The sequence below is a fragment of the Sphingomonas sp. genome (genome assembly GCF_035758555.1).
In the GTDB taxonomy this organism is placed as follows: domain Bacteria; phylum Pseudomonadota; class Alphaproteobacteria; order Sphingomonadales; family Sphingomonadaceae; genus Sphingomonas_B.
In genome coordinates this window covers 1-15,479 of sequence record NZ_DASTXI010000159.1, presented here as the reverse complement: position 1 = coordinate 15,479, position 15,479 = coordinate 1, and the positions used below count along the sequence as shown (strand labels likewise).

At 68.6% G+C, this 15,479-nt stretch carries 6 protein-coding genes and 1 tRNA gene; 5 read left to right on the top strand and 2 right to left on the bottom strand.

All coding sequences use genetic code 11. From position 1 onward, the window contains the following. A partial coding sequence (locus tag VFT73_RS09555) for a radical SAM protein (RefSeq protein WP_326410298.1) occupies positions 1 to 660 on the top strand: 660 nt, incomplete at its 5' end. An 865-nt stretch (positions 661 to 1,525) separates the two neighbouring features. On the opposite strand, the gene VFT73_RS09550 is transcribed toward VFT73_RS09555, so the two are convergent. Beyond that, on the bottom strand, positions 1,526 to 3,112 hold the full coding sequence (locus tag VFT73_RS09550; protein ID WP_326410296.1) for a long-chain fatty acid--CoA ligase: 1,587 nt from the start codon (positions 3,110 to 3,112) through the stop codon (positions 1,526 to 1,528). Positions 3,113 to 3,238: 126 nt separating this feature from the next. On the opposite strand from VFT73_RS09550, the gene VFT73_RS09545 reads away from it, so the two are divergent. The 4 genes from VFT73_RS09545 (at position 3,239) to VFT73_RS09530 (ending at position 15,110) form a co-directional block, all read left to right on the top strand. Then, positions 3,239 to 3,314 (top strand) — tRNA-Lys (locus VFT73_RS09545). Between the two features lie 182 nt (positions 3,315 to 3,496). Continuing rightward, the gene (locus tag VFT73_RS09540; protein WP_326410294.1) at positions 3,497 to 5,236 is read left to right on the top strand and encodes a ShlB/FhaC/HecB family hemolysin secretion/activation protein; all 1,740 of its coding nucleotides are present in this window, start codon (positions 3,497 to 3,499) and stop codon (positions 5,234 to 5,236) included. Between the two features lie 11 nt (positions 5,237 to 5,247). Next, a complete protein-coding gene (locus tag VFT73_RS09535) occupies positions 5,248 to 12,072 on the top strand; it encodes a hypothetical protein (RefSeq protein WP_326410293.1) in 6,825 nt (2,274 codons plus the stop codon). Next, positions 12,069 to 15,110: a CHAT domain-containing protein gene (locus VFT73_RS09530; RefSeq protein WP_326410291.1), complete on the top strand. Its 3,042-nt coding sequence runs from the start codon at positions 12,069 to 12,071 to the stop codon at positions 15,108 to 15,110. Before VFT73_RS09535 ends, VFT73_RS09530 begins: the two co-directional genes overlap by 4 nt. Before the next feature lie 7 nt (positions 15,111 to 15,117). Here the strand turns inward: VFT73_RS09530 and VFT73_RS09525 are convergent. Then, the coding region (locus VFT73_RS09525; protein WP_326410289.1) for a response regulator at positions 15,118 to 15,479 on the bottom strand (362 nt) is incomplete at its 5' end.

Sequence of the window (15,479 nt, the reverse complement as noted above, 5' to 3'; positions counted from 1 at the left end):
TATCAGCCGATCGAGGGCAAATGGCGGATCACGCGGGCGCTGCTCGAAGTGCTGAGCGAATGCGATCACCCGGCCTCGATCACCACCAAGTCCGACCGCGTCACCCGCGACATCGACTTGCTGGCGCCGATGGCAGCGAAGGGCCTGACCGGCGTCGCGCTGTCGATCACCTCGCTCGACCCGAAGATCGCGCGAACGCTGGAGCCGCGCGCCCCGCACCCGGAAAAGCGGCTCGCCGCGCTGAAAAAGCTCGCCGATGCCGGCATCCCCGCTTTCGTCTCGCTGGCGCCGGTGGTGCCCGGCATCACCGATCACGAAATGGAGCACATCCTGGAGCGCGCCGCAGAGGCCGGCGCCCGCGCCGCCTTCTTCCTGCCGGTCCGCCTGCCATGGGAAGTCGCGCCCCTGTTCCGCGCCTGGCTCGACGAGCATTTCCCCGACCGCGCGGCCAAGGTCATGTCGATCATCCACTCGATCCGCGGCGGCCGCGACAACGACCCCTCATTCTACACCCGCATGCAAGGCCAGGGCCCCTGGGCCGACCTCCTCCGCACCCGCTTCCACAAGGCGTGCCGGAAGCTCGGCCTGAACAACGAACGCTTCCAGCTCAGGACCGACCTGTTCCGCCCGCCGGAAGGCGCGCAGATGCGGTTATTGTGAGAAAGGCACGAACGGCCGCTATCGACCCATTGCGGACGTTCAGTCCACCTCTCCCATAGGGAGAGGTCGAGTCGGGCATGAGCCCGACCGGGTGAGGGGTTCGGGAGCAAGACGTTTAACTGCCGATCCCCTCACCCCGCTCGGCTACGCCGAGTCGCCCTCTCCCTATGGAGAGGGTCATGTCCGAAACCCACCCTTTCCGGACATTCGGACGCGGATCGCAGCAGACGTCCGGAAGCGACCCTAAGCGGCCCCTCTCTCGTAGGGAGAGGGCGACTCGCGGCTCCGCCGCGAGCGGGGTGAGGGGACCAGGACTTCGTGGAGAGGTCCAACCCCTCGCCCGGTCAGCGCAAGCGCTGACTCGACCTCTCCCTGTGGGAGAGGTGATTGGTCCGCGAACCACCCATTCCAGCCGTCAGCCGGACTTGGCTCTCGTCACCCCGGCCTTGAGCCGGGGTCCCGCTTATTCTGCCTCTCCGGCGATAAGCAGAGAGGCTGGTTGTGCAGGCCGCGTCTGGGCCGCAGTTGGCCGTGATGCTCCGGCCGTCCTGCCGCTCCGTTCGTCCCGCCAGGGACAGACCCGGGTCAAGCCCGGGGCGACGGGGAAAGTGATCGGGGCTGTCTCTCCTGGCGGCGGGTTAGCTGGTGGCAAGCGGCGCGACGGACCGCCTCGCAACAAAATCCTGTCCTACACCGCCGCCACTGCGATACGCTTCTCGCACGCCGGGCCGCGCGCCCGGCTGCGGCTCTTTCACCTCGTGCAGACCTTCACGACGCGACCCCTCGGGCGAAGCCGGAGATTTTCGGGAATCCATGTGAATGTCATCAATGTCATCCACATTGTCCATGTCGTCCGGATCGCGCCCTATGCGGCGGTTTTCAGCCGGTAATCCCGATACTGGTCCCTCAGCGCCGTTTTCAGCAGCTTGCCCGTCGCGGTGTGGGGCAGGGAGTCGACGAACAGCACTTCGTCGGGCAGCCACCATTTGGCGACCCTGTCCGCCAGATGCGCGATCACGTCGGCCGCGCCCACCTCGGCGTCCGGCTTCTTCACGACCAGCAGCAGCGGGCGTTCGTCCCATTTCGGGTGATAGACGCCGATCGCGGCGGCCTCTGCGACGCCGGGGCAGCCGACCGCGGCGTTCTCCAGCTCCACCGAGCTGATCCATTCGCCGCCCGACTTGATCACGTCCTTGGACCGGTCGGTGATCTGCATCGTGCCGTCCGGGTGGAGCACGGCCACGTCGCCGGTGTCGAACCATTGGTCGGCCTCGGCGGCATCCTGCTCTGCCTTGAAATAGCGCTTGATCACCCAGGGCCCGCGCACCTGCAGCCGGCCGGAGCTCTGGCCGTCGCGGGGCTGTTCGCGGCCCTCGTCGTCGACCACGCGCAGCTCGACGCCGAACGGCACGCGACCCTGCTTGCAGACCACATCCACCTGCTCGTCGAAACTCAGCTCGTCCCAATCGTGCGGGGGCGCGCCCATCGTGCCGATCGGCGAGGTTTCGGTCATGCCCCAGGCATGGCCGACGCGGATGCCCATCCGCATCAGCCGCTCGACCATCGCGCGCGGCGCCGCCGATCCGCCGATCGTCACCAGCTTCAGATGGTCCGGCTTCTGCCCGGTCTCGTCCATGTGCTGGAACATCGCGAGCCAGACGGTCGGCACGCCGGCGGAGTGCGTCACTTTCTCCTCGTTCATCAGGCGGCAGAGCACCTTCGCGTCGTTGACGGCGGAGAAGACGAACTTGGCTCCCGCGAGCGGCCCGGCAAAGGGCAGGCCCCAGGCCGCGGCGTGGAACATCGGCACAACCGGCAGCGCGACGGCCTGGCAGGAGAGGTTGAACACCGACGGCGCCACCTCCGCCATCGCGTGCAGCATCGTCGACCGGTGCTCGTACAGCACGCCTTTCGGATTGCCGGTCGTGCCGCTGGTATAGCAGAGCATGCATGGATCGCGCTCGTCGCCGTCATGCCACGCGTAATCGCCGTCATAAGGGGCGAGCAGCGCATCCCATTCGGGGCTGTCGAAGGCAATGAAATGCTCGATCGACGCGAATTGCGGGCGCAGCCGCTCGACCAGCGGCGCGAACGCCTTGTCGTAGAACAGCACCCGGTCTTCGGCATGGTTGGCGATATAGACGATCTGCTCGTCGAACAGGCGCGGGTTGATCGTGTGGATCACGCCGCCCATGCCGATCGCGCCGTACCAGGCGGTCAGGTGCCGGGCATGGTTCATCGCCAGCGTCGCGACACGGTCGCCCGGCCTCAGGCCAAGCCCTTCCAGCGCCTGCGCCAGCCGCCGCGCCTCGCGGGCGATGCCGGCCCAGTCCGTGCGCGTCTCCTGGCCGTCCGCCCAATGGGTGACGATCTCCCGGCCGCCATGTTCCCGCTCGGCATGGTCGATCAGATGCGTCACTCTCAGCTTGTGGTCCTGCATCCCGCCCAGCATCGCACCCTCCATCGATCCCGGCGCATGATGCGGGGCCGCCTTGCCCCTTGCAAGTGCCGAAACCGGATGCTAGCGGGCGCGCCTCTTGACGGGGCGGATGCGATCCACCATCTGGCCCGCTCTCGTGGACGCATAGCTCAGTTGGTAGAGCAGCTGACTCTTAATCAGCGGGTCCTAGGTTCGAGCCCTAGTGCGTCCACCACCCCCTGCCGCAGGCGCATGATCTCTCCGCTTTGTTGCGGAAAACTGAGATAAGTCAAAAACGTCCGGTAAGTTTGGGATTGCGTAACCAGCGCGATCGGTTGAAATACGCGTTGAGCGTCAACAGGCGCCGCTGATTCCGGGACGGGCGCCCCGGGACCGAGAACAATCAGGGGGAACTCGGTGGGCGCCTTGCTCAGGCCCGCGCGTGCGGGAAGCATCGGACTATCTCTATTCGCGGCGACGTCGGTCTTCGCGCAGACGGCGCCGGTTCCGCCTGTCGCGCCGCCCACGCGCGAGGAAGTCACGCCGCCTGCGCCGAGCGCGCCTCCCGCCGCGCGGGTGAAGGTGGAAGGCGGCATCGAGCGCGCGCCGTGCCCGCTCGACGATCCCGCCTACAAGGACGTGAAGGTCACCGTCACCTCGGCGGTGTTCAACAACCTGAAGGGCGTCTCTCCGCAAGAGCTGGAGCCGGCCTACCGCGCCTATCTGGGGCAGGAGCGGCCGATCAGCGTGGTCTGCGACATACGCGACGCTGCCGCGACCGTGCTGCGCGACAAGGGCTATCTCGCCGCCGTCCAGGTGCCGACGCAGAAGATCGAAGGCGGCGAGGTCCGTTTCGAAGTGCTGTATGCGCGGCTCGTGGCCGTGCGCGTGCGGGGCGAGGCGGGCGGCGCGGAGCGGCTGATCGGCTCGTATCTGGAGCCGCTGACGAAGCAGGACGTGTTCAACCGCAACGAGGCCGAGCGCTACCTGCTGCTGGTGCGCGATCTGCCGGGCTACGAGGTGCGGCTGACGCTGCGGCCGGCGGGGACCGGCCCGGGCGAGCTGGTCGGCGACGTGACGGTGGTGCGCACGCCTTACCTGATCGACTTCAACGTCCAGAACCTCGCCGCGCACGATACCGGGCCCTGGGGCGGGCAGCTGCGCGCGCAGTTCTTCGGCCTGACCGGCCTGGGCGACCGCACCAGCATCGCCTTCTACTCGACCGCCGATTTCGACGAGCAGCAGATCCTTCAGCTTGCCCATGACTTCCGCCTGGGCGGCGAAGGGCTGACGCTGGGCGGTCGGTTCAACTATGCGTGGACGCGGCCCGATATCGACCCGCTGGTGCCGGGTGGCGCAAAGCCGAACATCGTCGCCCACACGCTGTTCGCCAATGCCGAGGCGAGCTATCCGTTCGTCCGCACCCAGGCCGCCAACCTGCGCGGCGCGGTCGGCATCGATTTCGTCAACCAGAATGTCCGCTTCGCAGGCGTGCCGCTGAACCGCGACCGGCTGCGCGTGCTCTATCTGCGCCTCGACGCCGATGCGACCGACCCGACGATCGGCGCCGTGCCGGGCTGGCGGCTGACCGGCAGCGTTGAGCTGCGCCACGGACTGGACATCTTCAATGCATCCGACCGCGGCATCGTCGCCGGCCGCACGCCGCAGAGCCGTGCCAATGGCGATGCCGAGGGAACGCTGATCCGCGCAACCGCGACCGGCGAGGTGCAGCTGGTCCCGAACCTCAGCTTCTCGTTGACGCCGCGCGCGCAGATCGCGTTCGATCCGCTGCTGAGCTTCGAGCAGATCTCGGGCGGCAATTACACGGTCGGCCGCGGTTACGATCCGGGCACGATCATCGGCGACAGCGGCCTGGGCTTCGCGGCCGAGCTGAAGGTCAACCAATGGGCGCCGTTCCCTGGCCGCGAGATCGCGCTGCAGCCGTTCGTGTTCGTCGATTCCGCCTGGGTCTGGACCAGGAACGCGCCGGACGGGCGGAACAGCCTGGTTTCGGTCGGCGGGGGCATCCGCTCCAGCCTGTTCAACCGCGCCCGGCTCGACATGACGCTGGCGGTGCCGACCAAGACCGCGGGGCTGCAGGCCCGGCGCGGCGACGTCCGCTTCCTCGTCTCACTGACCACCAAGCTGCTTCCTTGAGGAACCTTGTCATGCGTACGACCGACAAGAGCCGCTTCTTCCGCCGCGCAGCGACCGGCACCTCGGCACTGGCGCTCGCCACCGCGCTGGCGGCGAGCCCGGCCCATGCGCAAGCGTCGCCATCTTACAACGCGCCCGATCCGACGGTCGCGTCGGGCTCGGTCACGTTCAACCGCAACCAGACTCCGGGCGTCGAAGTCTACAACGTCCAGTCGCCGACGGCGGTGCTGGACTTCACGCCGAGCGACCAGACCGGCACCGGCGTCATCAATTTCCAGAATGCCGGCACCACGGCGGTCTATCAGGGCACCGGCGATTTCACGGTGCTGAACCGCATCGTTCCGACCGATCCTTCCCGCGCGATCCAGTTCAACGGCACGGTGCGCAGCCTGATCAACTCGACCCCCGGCGGCGCGGTCTGGTTCTACTCGCCCGGCGGCATCATTGCGGGCAGCGGAGCGGTGTTCGACGTCGGCAGCCTGCTGCTGTCGACGGGCGATCCGACCCAGGGCACCGGCACGATCGGCTCGACGACCAGCTTCAGCCTGTCGAGCGCAAGCAATGCGGCGGTGACGATCCAACCGGGCGCGCAGGTCACCGCATCGCCCGAGGGCAGCTACATCGCGCTGGTCGCGCCGGTCGTGAACCAGAACGGCGCGGTGCGGGTGAACGGCTCCGCCGCCTATGTCGCGGCCGAGCAGGCGACGCTCTCGATCAACCAGGGCCTGTTCGACATCAGCGTGGGCATCGGATCGGACGGCGGCGGCACGCCGCTCGTGCACAACGGCACGACGACCGGCCCGGCGAGCACCGGCAGCGGCGACCTGCAAGGCATCTTCATGGTCGCGGTGCCGAAGAACACCGCGATCACGATGCTGATCGCCCCGAACGGGCAGCTCGGCTTCGACGTCGCCGGCGGCGCGACGGTCGAGAATGGCGCGGTCTACCTCCAGGCCGGCGGCAACCTCTCGGTCGATACCGGCGAGACCATCGTCAACCGCATCCAGGACCTGCCTGCGAGCACGCCCGGCGCCAGCATCCAGATCGATTCCGGCAGCTTCACATCCCCGATCGCCGCCCAGGCGAGCCAGGACATGCTGATCAACACCGGCGCCTCGCAGGGGCTCACGCTTGCGGGAGATGCCTATTTCTACGGCGCCAACCAGGCGCATCTTGTCGCCAACACCGATGGCGTGTTCACGGCGGACAAGAGCGTGATCCTGAACTCCTTCGGCGCCGTGCCCGGAACCGCCCAGATCGATGCGCTGGCCGGTAGCACCATGACGTTCGCTGACCTTGCCTTGCGCGCCGATGCCCTGTCCGGACGCTTCTTTACGAGTGCCGTCGACCCAAGCAGGGGCGGCACGGCGGCGCTCCGCAGCACGAACGGCACCATCACGGTCAACGGCGATCTCACGGTCAGCGCGATCGGCAGCTCGCCCGATGCGGTTTCGACCTTCGGAGGCAATGCCGACATCACCGTAATCGGCGGCGCGATTACAGCCAATGCCAACACGACGATCGATACCAGCGCGAGCACCTCGGGCACGTCGCTGACGGGAACCGGCGGCCAGGCCAATGTGTTCGCCAATGCCGGCGGCTCGCTCGAGTTCGCCAACCTGCTCTCGATCAACGCGATCGGCTCCGGCACGAACGGCGCGTCCGGTCAGGGCGGGAGCGCTCTCGCGGTAACGGGGCCGGACGGCGGCTCGATCAAAGCCGCGACGATCAACCTGAACGCGGCGGGCATCGGCGGCTCCTTCTCCGACGGCGCCGGCGGCACCGGCACGGGCGGCCATGCGCTGGTGCAGACGCAGGATACCAGCGCTGCGGCATCGATCGAGGTGGCGAGCCTGGTCATGGAAGCGGGCGGCGACGGCGGCGACGCGTCGAACGCGACCGGGGCAGGGGGCGCCGGCAGCGGCGGCCTTGCTCAGGTGCTGATCGGCAGCAACGGCAGCTACACCGCGACCGGCCAGACGATCATCACTGCCTCCGGAGAAGGGGGAGTCGGGTCCGGCGGCTCGGCCGGCGGCAACGCGACGGCCGGTAATGTCCAATTTTCCGCGACCGGCGGGACGATCACTGCCCAGTCGCTCGATTTCTCCACGTCGTCCTTCGGCGGGAACGGCGGCATCGGGCCGGATGCGGGAACGGCCGGAGGCGCCGGCGGTAACGCGGTCGCTGGCGACGGCGTATCGATCTTCGTGAATGGGGGTGGCACCATCACCGCTACGTCGGCGACGCTCGATTCGTCGGCATTCGGCGGGAGCGGCGGCGACGCGTTCGAAGGCGGCGGGCTTGCGGGGGCCGGTGGTTCGGCGACGGCATCGGCGTCCGGCATCAGCACCGGCGGTTCCGGGCAGATCACGCTCGACGCGGTCAACATGAATGCGAACGCCTTAGGCGGCAGCAGCGGGTCCGGCACGTCGGGAGGAGCGGGCGGAGCAGCCACCGCCGGCGACACCTTCGTGTTCGCGGCGACCGGCACGATCCAGCTCGGCTCCGTCTCCACCAACAGCAATGGCACCGGCGGTTTCGGAACGGCCAATGGCAGCAATGGCGGCGATGGCACCGGCGCAACCTCATCGCTTGGCGCGGACACAGGCGGCACGCTGAGGATTCTCGGCGGATCGCTGGTCCTGTCCGCCAACGGCAGTGGCGGCTCGACCAACAGCGGCGCAACCGGCGCCGGTGCCGGCGGCAAGGGCACCGCCGGCACCGCCGCGATCTTCGCCAATGCGAACAGCACGGTCGACTCCGCGGCGACCTTTGTCGAGCTGGATGCAAGCGGCAGCGGCGGCTCGGCATCCGGCACCGGCAACGGCGGGCTCGGCCAGGGCGGCAGTGCGCGCGTCAACGCGGGCGGCGGCACGATCAAGCTGGCAAGCGGCCTGGAGCTGTTCGCCGACGGCAGCGGCGGCTCAGCGTTCGGCACCGGCAATGGCAGCGCGGGCGTCGGCGGCGAGGCGCGGCTGGGCACGTTCAGCGGCTCGGCGGCAAGCAACGTCACGGTTTCGGGGGATGTCGACCTCGATGCATCCGGCAGCGGCGGCTTTGCGAGCAGCGGCAGGGGCGGCGACGGGTTGGGCGGAACGCCGGCCGACCCGGACAATGGCCCCTTCGACAAGGGCGCCTATTTGGTCGCAACGGGCGGCGCCGTCTCGATCGGCGGCGACCTCGACATGGATGCGAGCGGCTCGGGCGGCAGCGGCGACGCCGGCGGCGGCGCAGGCACGGGCGGGCTGACCAGCCTCACCGTATTCGGAGCGTCGATCGATTCGCCCGGTTTCGTGACGCTCGATTCCTCGGGGAGCGGCGGCAGCGCTTTCGGCAGCGGTAATGGATCAGGCGGCACAGGCGGGGTCGGGACGGGTGGCAGCTCGATCGTAACGGCAAGCTCCGGCGGTGATTCGAGCGGCGGCGGCATGGTTCCGACCGGTCAGCCCGGCAGCATCACGCTCGGCACGTTCTTCCAGGATGCATCGGGCACCGGCGGCGACGGCGGCACCGGTGCAAGCGGCGGCACTGGCGGCGTCGGAGGGGCCGGTCTTGGCGGCGTGACCAACCTGATCGCACAGGCCGGCAGCGGCACGCTGGTCACCGGCGACGTGACGATGGACATTTCCGGTTTCGGCGGCGACGGTGGCCAGGGCGGCGACGCGCCTTTGTCGGGCGGCACCGGCGGCAATGGCGGACGCGGCGGCGACGGCACCGGCGGGTTTACAAATTTCGGCACGGCCAGCGGCCCCGCGACGACCAACAATGACGGCAGCGCGACCATGGGCACGGTGCAGGTCACCGTCCTGGGCGGCGGCGGCGAGGGCGGTTCGGGCGTCGATGGCGGCAACGGCGGGGCAGGCGGCGATGGCATCGGCGGACAGGCGACGCTGTTGTCGCGCGGTGCTCCTGTCGTGACGCAGGCCGTCAGCCTGATCGGCTATGCGGCGGGCGGCAATGGCGGCGATGGCGCAACCACGGGAGCCGGCGGCGACGCCACCGGCGGCAACATCGGCCTGCTCGCGACCAATCGCTTCCAGCGGACCGAACGCGGCGCCTATCAGGGCACCGACTTCTCGGCCTCGGCCTTCACGCTCGGGGGCACCGGCAGCACGACCGGCACCAGCACCGGCGGCCAGGTCTTCGCCGAAGTGACGCAGGCGGACGTCACGCTCAACAGTCTGAGCCTGGTCAGCTTCTCGATCACCGCCCCCACGCCAGGGCTGGAATCGAGGCTGCTGATCGACGCGGGCACGCTGAATGTGGCGACGTCGATCGGGGTTTCTGCGCAGGGCGATCTTCGCTTCGGCGCGGTCAACGGCGGGTTGCTCACGACGCCGAGCCTTGAGCTGACCTCAACCGGTTCGCTGCTGCCGCCGCTCAGCGGCACGCCCGGCACGGTCGATCTCCCCGGCGGCTTCTTCGGCCAGTTCGGCGGCGACTTCGTGACCACGTCGAACTTCACCACCAACAGCTTCTTCCAGGTCGATGCCGGCGGCCAGCTGCAGGTCGGAGACGTGACGGCGGGTGGAACGGTCAGCCTGTCCACTACCGGCGGTTCGCTGACGGCGGGCAACATTGCCGCGACCGAAGGCCTCAGCCTCAGCGGCCAGACCGGCGTATCTGCGGGCAACCTCAGCACCGAAAGCGGCTATGGCAACATCTTCCTGAGCTCAGCCGAAGGGAACATTTCGGCAGGGGATATCCGGTCGGCGGACGGCCTTTCGGCCTTTGCAAACGGCAACGTCGCGCTTGGCGACGTGACCGGTGGGCTTGGCGATCAGGAGCTGGTGTTCGGCGAAGTCGAGATTACCGCTTCCGGCGGGATCGACGTCGGCGACATTCAGGCGCCCGTCGTCGATATTTTTACCGGCGAAGGCGCCGTCGCGCCGTTCGGCGGGGTCCGCACGGGCTCGATCAAGGCGGAATCGATAACGATCGACGGGCTCGGCGACGTCAGCACAGGCAGCCTGCAGACCGGCGATTTCTACGCCGGCATCGATGTCGGCGACGATTACCTGATCGGCGTCGCCACCGACGGCGCGGTGAACGTCGGCGCAATCGCCACGCCGACTTCTGTGGGTCTGGCATCGCGGGGCTCCAGCGTGACCGCCGGGGCGATCACGGTCGGCGACAGCGTGCTGATCCTTGCCCGCAACAACATAAGCGCGGGCGGCATCGCCGGCGGGACCGGGCCGGACAATAATGTCTTCCTGTCCAACATCAGCGTGCTTCAGACCGATCCCGTCTTCGAAGGCTTTGGAACGCTCGATGACTTCGCGTTCTTCGATCCGGCGACGCTGGGCCAGGCGACTCCGGTCCGGCTTGACGGATCCCTGACGCTGACCGGGCCGGTTTCGACCGGAGGCTTTGCTGCGGCTGCAAGCAATGGGTTCAACACCCAGTCGATCAGCGCCGCCAACCGGCTGCTGCTGGACAGCGGCGCCTCTCTTTCGCTCGGTGATCTGACTACCGACCAGGCGCTCAGCCTGACCAGTGGCGGCTCGCTCTCGGTCGGAAATGTGCAGGCGACCACCGTCAGCTTGACCGCGGACGGGGACGTCGCAGTCGGTGGGATCGAGGCAGGTGGCGCGGTGAATGTGACCGCCGGCAATCTCGCCAGCTTCGCCGGGCCGGTCGGCGGCACCGAGATCACGGTGACCTCGAACGATCTGGAGCTTGCGCCATCGGGACGGCTCGGCACGTTGGGCACGGGCCGCCTCTCGCTCCAATCGACCAACACCGGCCTGCTCACGTTCGGCGGACCGGCCGCGGATGGCGGCTACAGCATCAGCGCAGCCGAGGCGCAGGGACTCCGGGCGCAGCGGATCGACATCGGCACGTCCGGGTCGGTCACGATCGGTTCGGTGGCGCTGAACGGCTCCGCCGCCAGCAACGCCAATCTCGGCGAGGCCGGCCAACTGACGATCGACGCCAATGGCGATATCCGCGTGACGGGTGCGTTCACGCTCGCCAATGCCGGCAGCGGCGACCGCGTCACGCTCCGCTCGGGCGGCCGTATCACGGTCGCGACCGACGGCGGCGGCATGGTCGCGCTGACCGGGTCGGGCTCGGGTTCGCTGGGCGGCACGCTCGCGCTCGTCGGCGACAGCATCGAGGTCGCCACCGGCAGCCTGCTGGACCAGCTCGGCGAAAACCCGAATTTCTCCGGCCGGAACCAGGCGCTGGCGACGCCGCCCAGCGGATCGCCCAACCTTGCCGGCAATATCCAGGCGAACCGGCTGGAGCTTACCGCGACAAGGCTCATCGCGATCCAGAACAGCGGATCGGCGGAGCAGGCCGCCGGTTTCTCGGCGGGTTCCGGCGGCATGCAGGTGATCAGCAATGCGCCGGGCAATGCGCCGCTCGACCTGGTGGCGTTCGGGCGCGTCGCCGACAGCAGCGGCGCCTTCAAGATCAACCAGGACACATTGAGCGCGATCACCTTCAGCAACGGAGAGGGCAGCGGCGGCGTGTCGTCCGCGTCGGTCGTGAACAATTGCGTCGTCGGCGGGTCCGGCTGTGCGGCAGCCCCGCCGCCGCCGCCGCCACCGCCTGAAACGCCGCCGCCGGCCGTCATCGCGCCGATCTCGACCAGCGTGGTGGATGCGATCCAGGGCAGCCTCGACAGCGCGACCGATCCCGAAAGCGTCGCCGCGCTGCCGACCGTCACGCTCATCACCACGATCGACACCGGCCAGCTCCGCACCGATCCGGTGATCTCGGACCCGGTTTCGGGCGGCGGCAATCCAAGCCTGTGGGACGCTCCGGACCAGCAGAACGACCGGCGCGAGGACGAACCGATGTCCCCGCCGCGTCAGGGAGACGACAAGTGATCAGGTCCTGTCTTTTCGCCGCGGCCGCCAGCGCGGCACTTGCCCAGCCGGCTTATGCTGCGCCCAGCGATCCTCTGAGCATCCAGGAAAGCTTCCGGATCGGCAATGCGGGCGTGCGCTGCACAGCGCAGCTCCGCCCGCTCGACGCGAAGCTCCAGGGCATGTTCGATCGCGGCTATGCGATCGTCTGCCGCGACGCCGCGGCGCCGGTCGGCAATCTCTACGCGTTGAAGGGGGGCGACCAGGCCCGGCTCGCCGAGGCGGACCGGCACTGCGAGGTGCCGAAAGCCGCGGAGGTGCCGGGCCTGGCCGGCGTTTCGGCGCAGGATTGCGAAGGTGCGGACAAGCTCAACTACCGCACTTACAGCGTCGAACGCGACGGCACGCTCTACGCATCGCAGGGGCTGACCGGCTATGATTCCGCGCTCAAGCTGGGGCTTGCCAGCATCGTCACAGACCGGCCGGTCGACGGCGAGGTGCAGGTCGCGGTCACTGCCGCCGGCGATCCGGCCGCGTTTGCGCGAGTCCAGGCGGGCGCGCTCGACCCCGAGGGCGCGCTGACCGAAGCCTATGCCCGCAACAACTCCGGCAGCTATGCCGAAGCGGCGGAGTTCTTCCAGACCCTCTACGAGCGCGCCGCCGGCAGCGGCGATGCCAGCCGTGCCGCCGAATATCTGGTCAACCAGGGGCTGCAGCAATCGAACCTCGGCAACATGCCCGCCGCCGATGCGGCGTTTGCCGAGGCCGAACAGCGCGGCGCCGCCGACGACCCGATCGCCGGACGCCTGCTTCGCAATTACCGTGCGATCCATCAGATGAACCAGCGCAAGCCAGCCGATGCGCTGGAGGAACTCGACCGCAAGGTCGCCGCGGTCGACCGCTATGCGCAGGAAGCGATCAGCGGGGCCGAGATCACGCCTCAGCTGGCGCAGGAGATCAACCGCACAAACGCGGCGCTGAACCGCACCGGCGGGCTTGACACGCGGCTGACGCCTTATGAGCGCGCGCAGATCCTCGACGCGCAGGCCGAACAGCTGCGCGGCGTCGCGCTGCGCATGCAGCGGCGCTATCCGGAGGCACTGCAACTGCTCGAACGCGCCGACCGCGACTTCGCCAGCGTCCGCCAGGGCCGGGTGATCTCGACCGCATTCATGCGCGCCGATGCGATGGCCGAAGCGGGGCTGGTCCGCGAAATGACCGGCAATCCGGGCGCGGCCGAAGCTGCCCTGAAGAACGCGATCGCGCTGCTCGCAACCAACTACCCGCAATCGGCGGCGCTGCTGCAGGCGAAGAGCCGGCTCGCCGCCTTCTACGCGCGCCAGAACCGGGCCGACGAAGCCATCAAGCTCTATCAGGAAGTCGTGGCGGAAAGCGAGCGCGTGCCCGGTGCCGCGGCGGCGGTCCGGCAGGCGCTGGCGCCCTATTTCGCGCTGCTTGCTTCGCGTTCGGCGAGCGATCCTTCGGCCGCGGGTGCGATGTTTGCCGCTAACCAGGTTTTCGTGCGGCCCGGCGTCGCACAAACCCAGGCCGTGCTCGCGCGCGAGCTGTCTCAAGGCGACGATGAAGCGGCGATGCTGTTCCGGGAGGCCGTGAACCAGTCGCGCGAGGTCGTGCGCCAGAGCGGCGATGTCGCGGAGCTGGCCGCCGGCAATCCGGCCGAAGGCAGCGAGGCTGCCGCCCAGCTTGCCGCTGCCCGCGAAAAGCTTGCGACCCTGGAGCGCGAGCAGACGGCGCTGCAGTCGCGGCTTGGCAAATATCCGCGCTACCGCGTGCTGTCGCCGCAGACGCTGACGCTCGCCGACCTCCAGAAAATCCTGCGGCCGGGCGAGGCCTATTACCAGCTGCGCCTGGTCGGCGAGGACATTTACGCGGTCTTCGCGACGCCGGACCGCGCGCAGGCGGTCAAGCTCGACCTCACTGCCGACCAGCTTGGCGACACGGTCGCGAAGCTGCGCGACACCATTGTCACCGTCGACAACGGCCAGCTCGTCACCCTGCCCTTTGATGTGGTGCGGGCACGCCAACTGTACCGCACGATGTTCGATCCGCTCGGGACGGATGCCCTGAAGGGCGTCACGCATTTGATCGTAGAGCCCGACGGGCCGCTGCTGCAGCTGCCGCCGACGCTGCTGGTGACCGATCAGGCCGGCGTCGATGCCTATGAAGCGCGGATCGCGAAGCCGGGTGCCGACAAATTCGACATGCGCGGCGTCGCCTGGCTGGGCCGCGACCGCGAAGTGACGACGGCGGTCTCGGCACGCTCGTTCACCGATGTGCGCCAGATCGCGCCGTCGACCGGCAAGCGCGCCTATCTCGGCCTCGGCGAGAATGCGCCGCCGGTCACTGCGGCAAGCTTCCTGTCGACCAGCGCTCCGGCGCGCGGCGATTGCGACTGGCCGCTCGAAACCTGGAGCCATCCGATCTCGGCGGCCGAGCTGCGCTTCGCCCGCACCGCGATCGGCGGCACGGAATCGGCGGTTCTGACCGGACGGGATTTTTCCGATACCGCTATCGAAGGATTGCCGGACCTGCGCGACTATCGCGTGCTGCATTTCGCGACGCACGGCCTTGTCACCGCGCCCAGGCCCCAATGCCCCGCCCGTCCGGCGCTGCTGACCTCGTTCGGCGGCCCGACCTCGGACGGGTTGCTGAGCTTCAAGGAGGTGTTCGACCTGAAGCTGGATGCCGATTACGTGGTCCTGTCGGCGTGCGACACCGCCGGCATGGCGACGGTCAAGGAAACGCGCGAGGCCGGCATTGCGACCGGCGGCAACTATGCGCTCGATGGCCTGGTCCGCGCGTTCGTGGGCGCCGGCGCGCGCGGCGTGATTGCGAGCCACTGGCCGGTTCCGGACGACTATGACGCCACCAAGCGGCTGATCACCGGCCTGTTCAGCGCCGCTCCGGGAACGGCTGCGGGCGAGGCGCTCAGGGAAGCGCAGGTAAAGCTGATGGACGATCCGAACACCTCGCATCCCTATTATTGGGCGGCGTTCGCGATCGTCGGCGATGCGGAGCGTCCGTTGCTCCAGAAATAGGAGAGGTTCAGGCCTGTTCCAGCGAGGTCAGGCAGCTTCGCACCGCTTCCTCCAGCTGGTGCGGGCGGAAAGGCTTGGGCAGATAGATGGTGTCCGGCAGCTTTTCGCCGCCGCTGGGAAAGCCGGAGATGTAGATGATCGGCAGGTCCGGCTTCAGCGCGCGCGCCATTTCGGCGACTTCCCAGCCGCTGATGCCGCCCAGCCGGATATCGGTGATCAGCACGTCGATCCCGCTCGGCGAAAAGGCGTCGAGCGCTTCCTCGCCGCTCGCCGCCTCGACCGGCTCCAACCCCAGACCTGAGACGCACTCTGCCAGCACCATTCGGATAAACGGTTCATCGTCAACGCAGAGTACACGGCGGCCCACAG

Bases quoted from the DNA above. Each gene is read 5' to 3' on its own strand.
- VFT73_RS09535 (WP_326410293.1), top strand. From the start codon at position 5,248: ATGCGTACGACCGACAAGAGCCGCTTCTTCCGCCGCGCAGCGACCGGC.
- VFT73_RS09550 (WP_326410296.1), bottom strand. From the start codon at position 3,112: ATGCTGGGCGGGATGCAGGACCACAAGCTGAGAGTGACGCATCTGATC.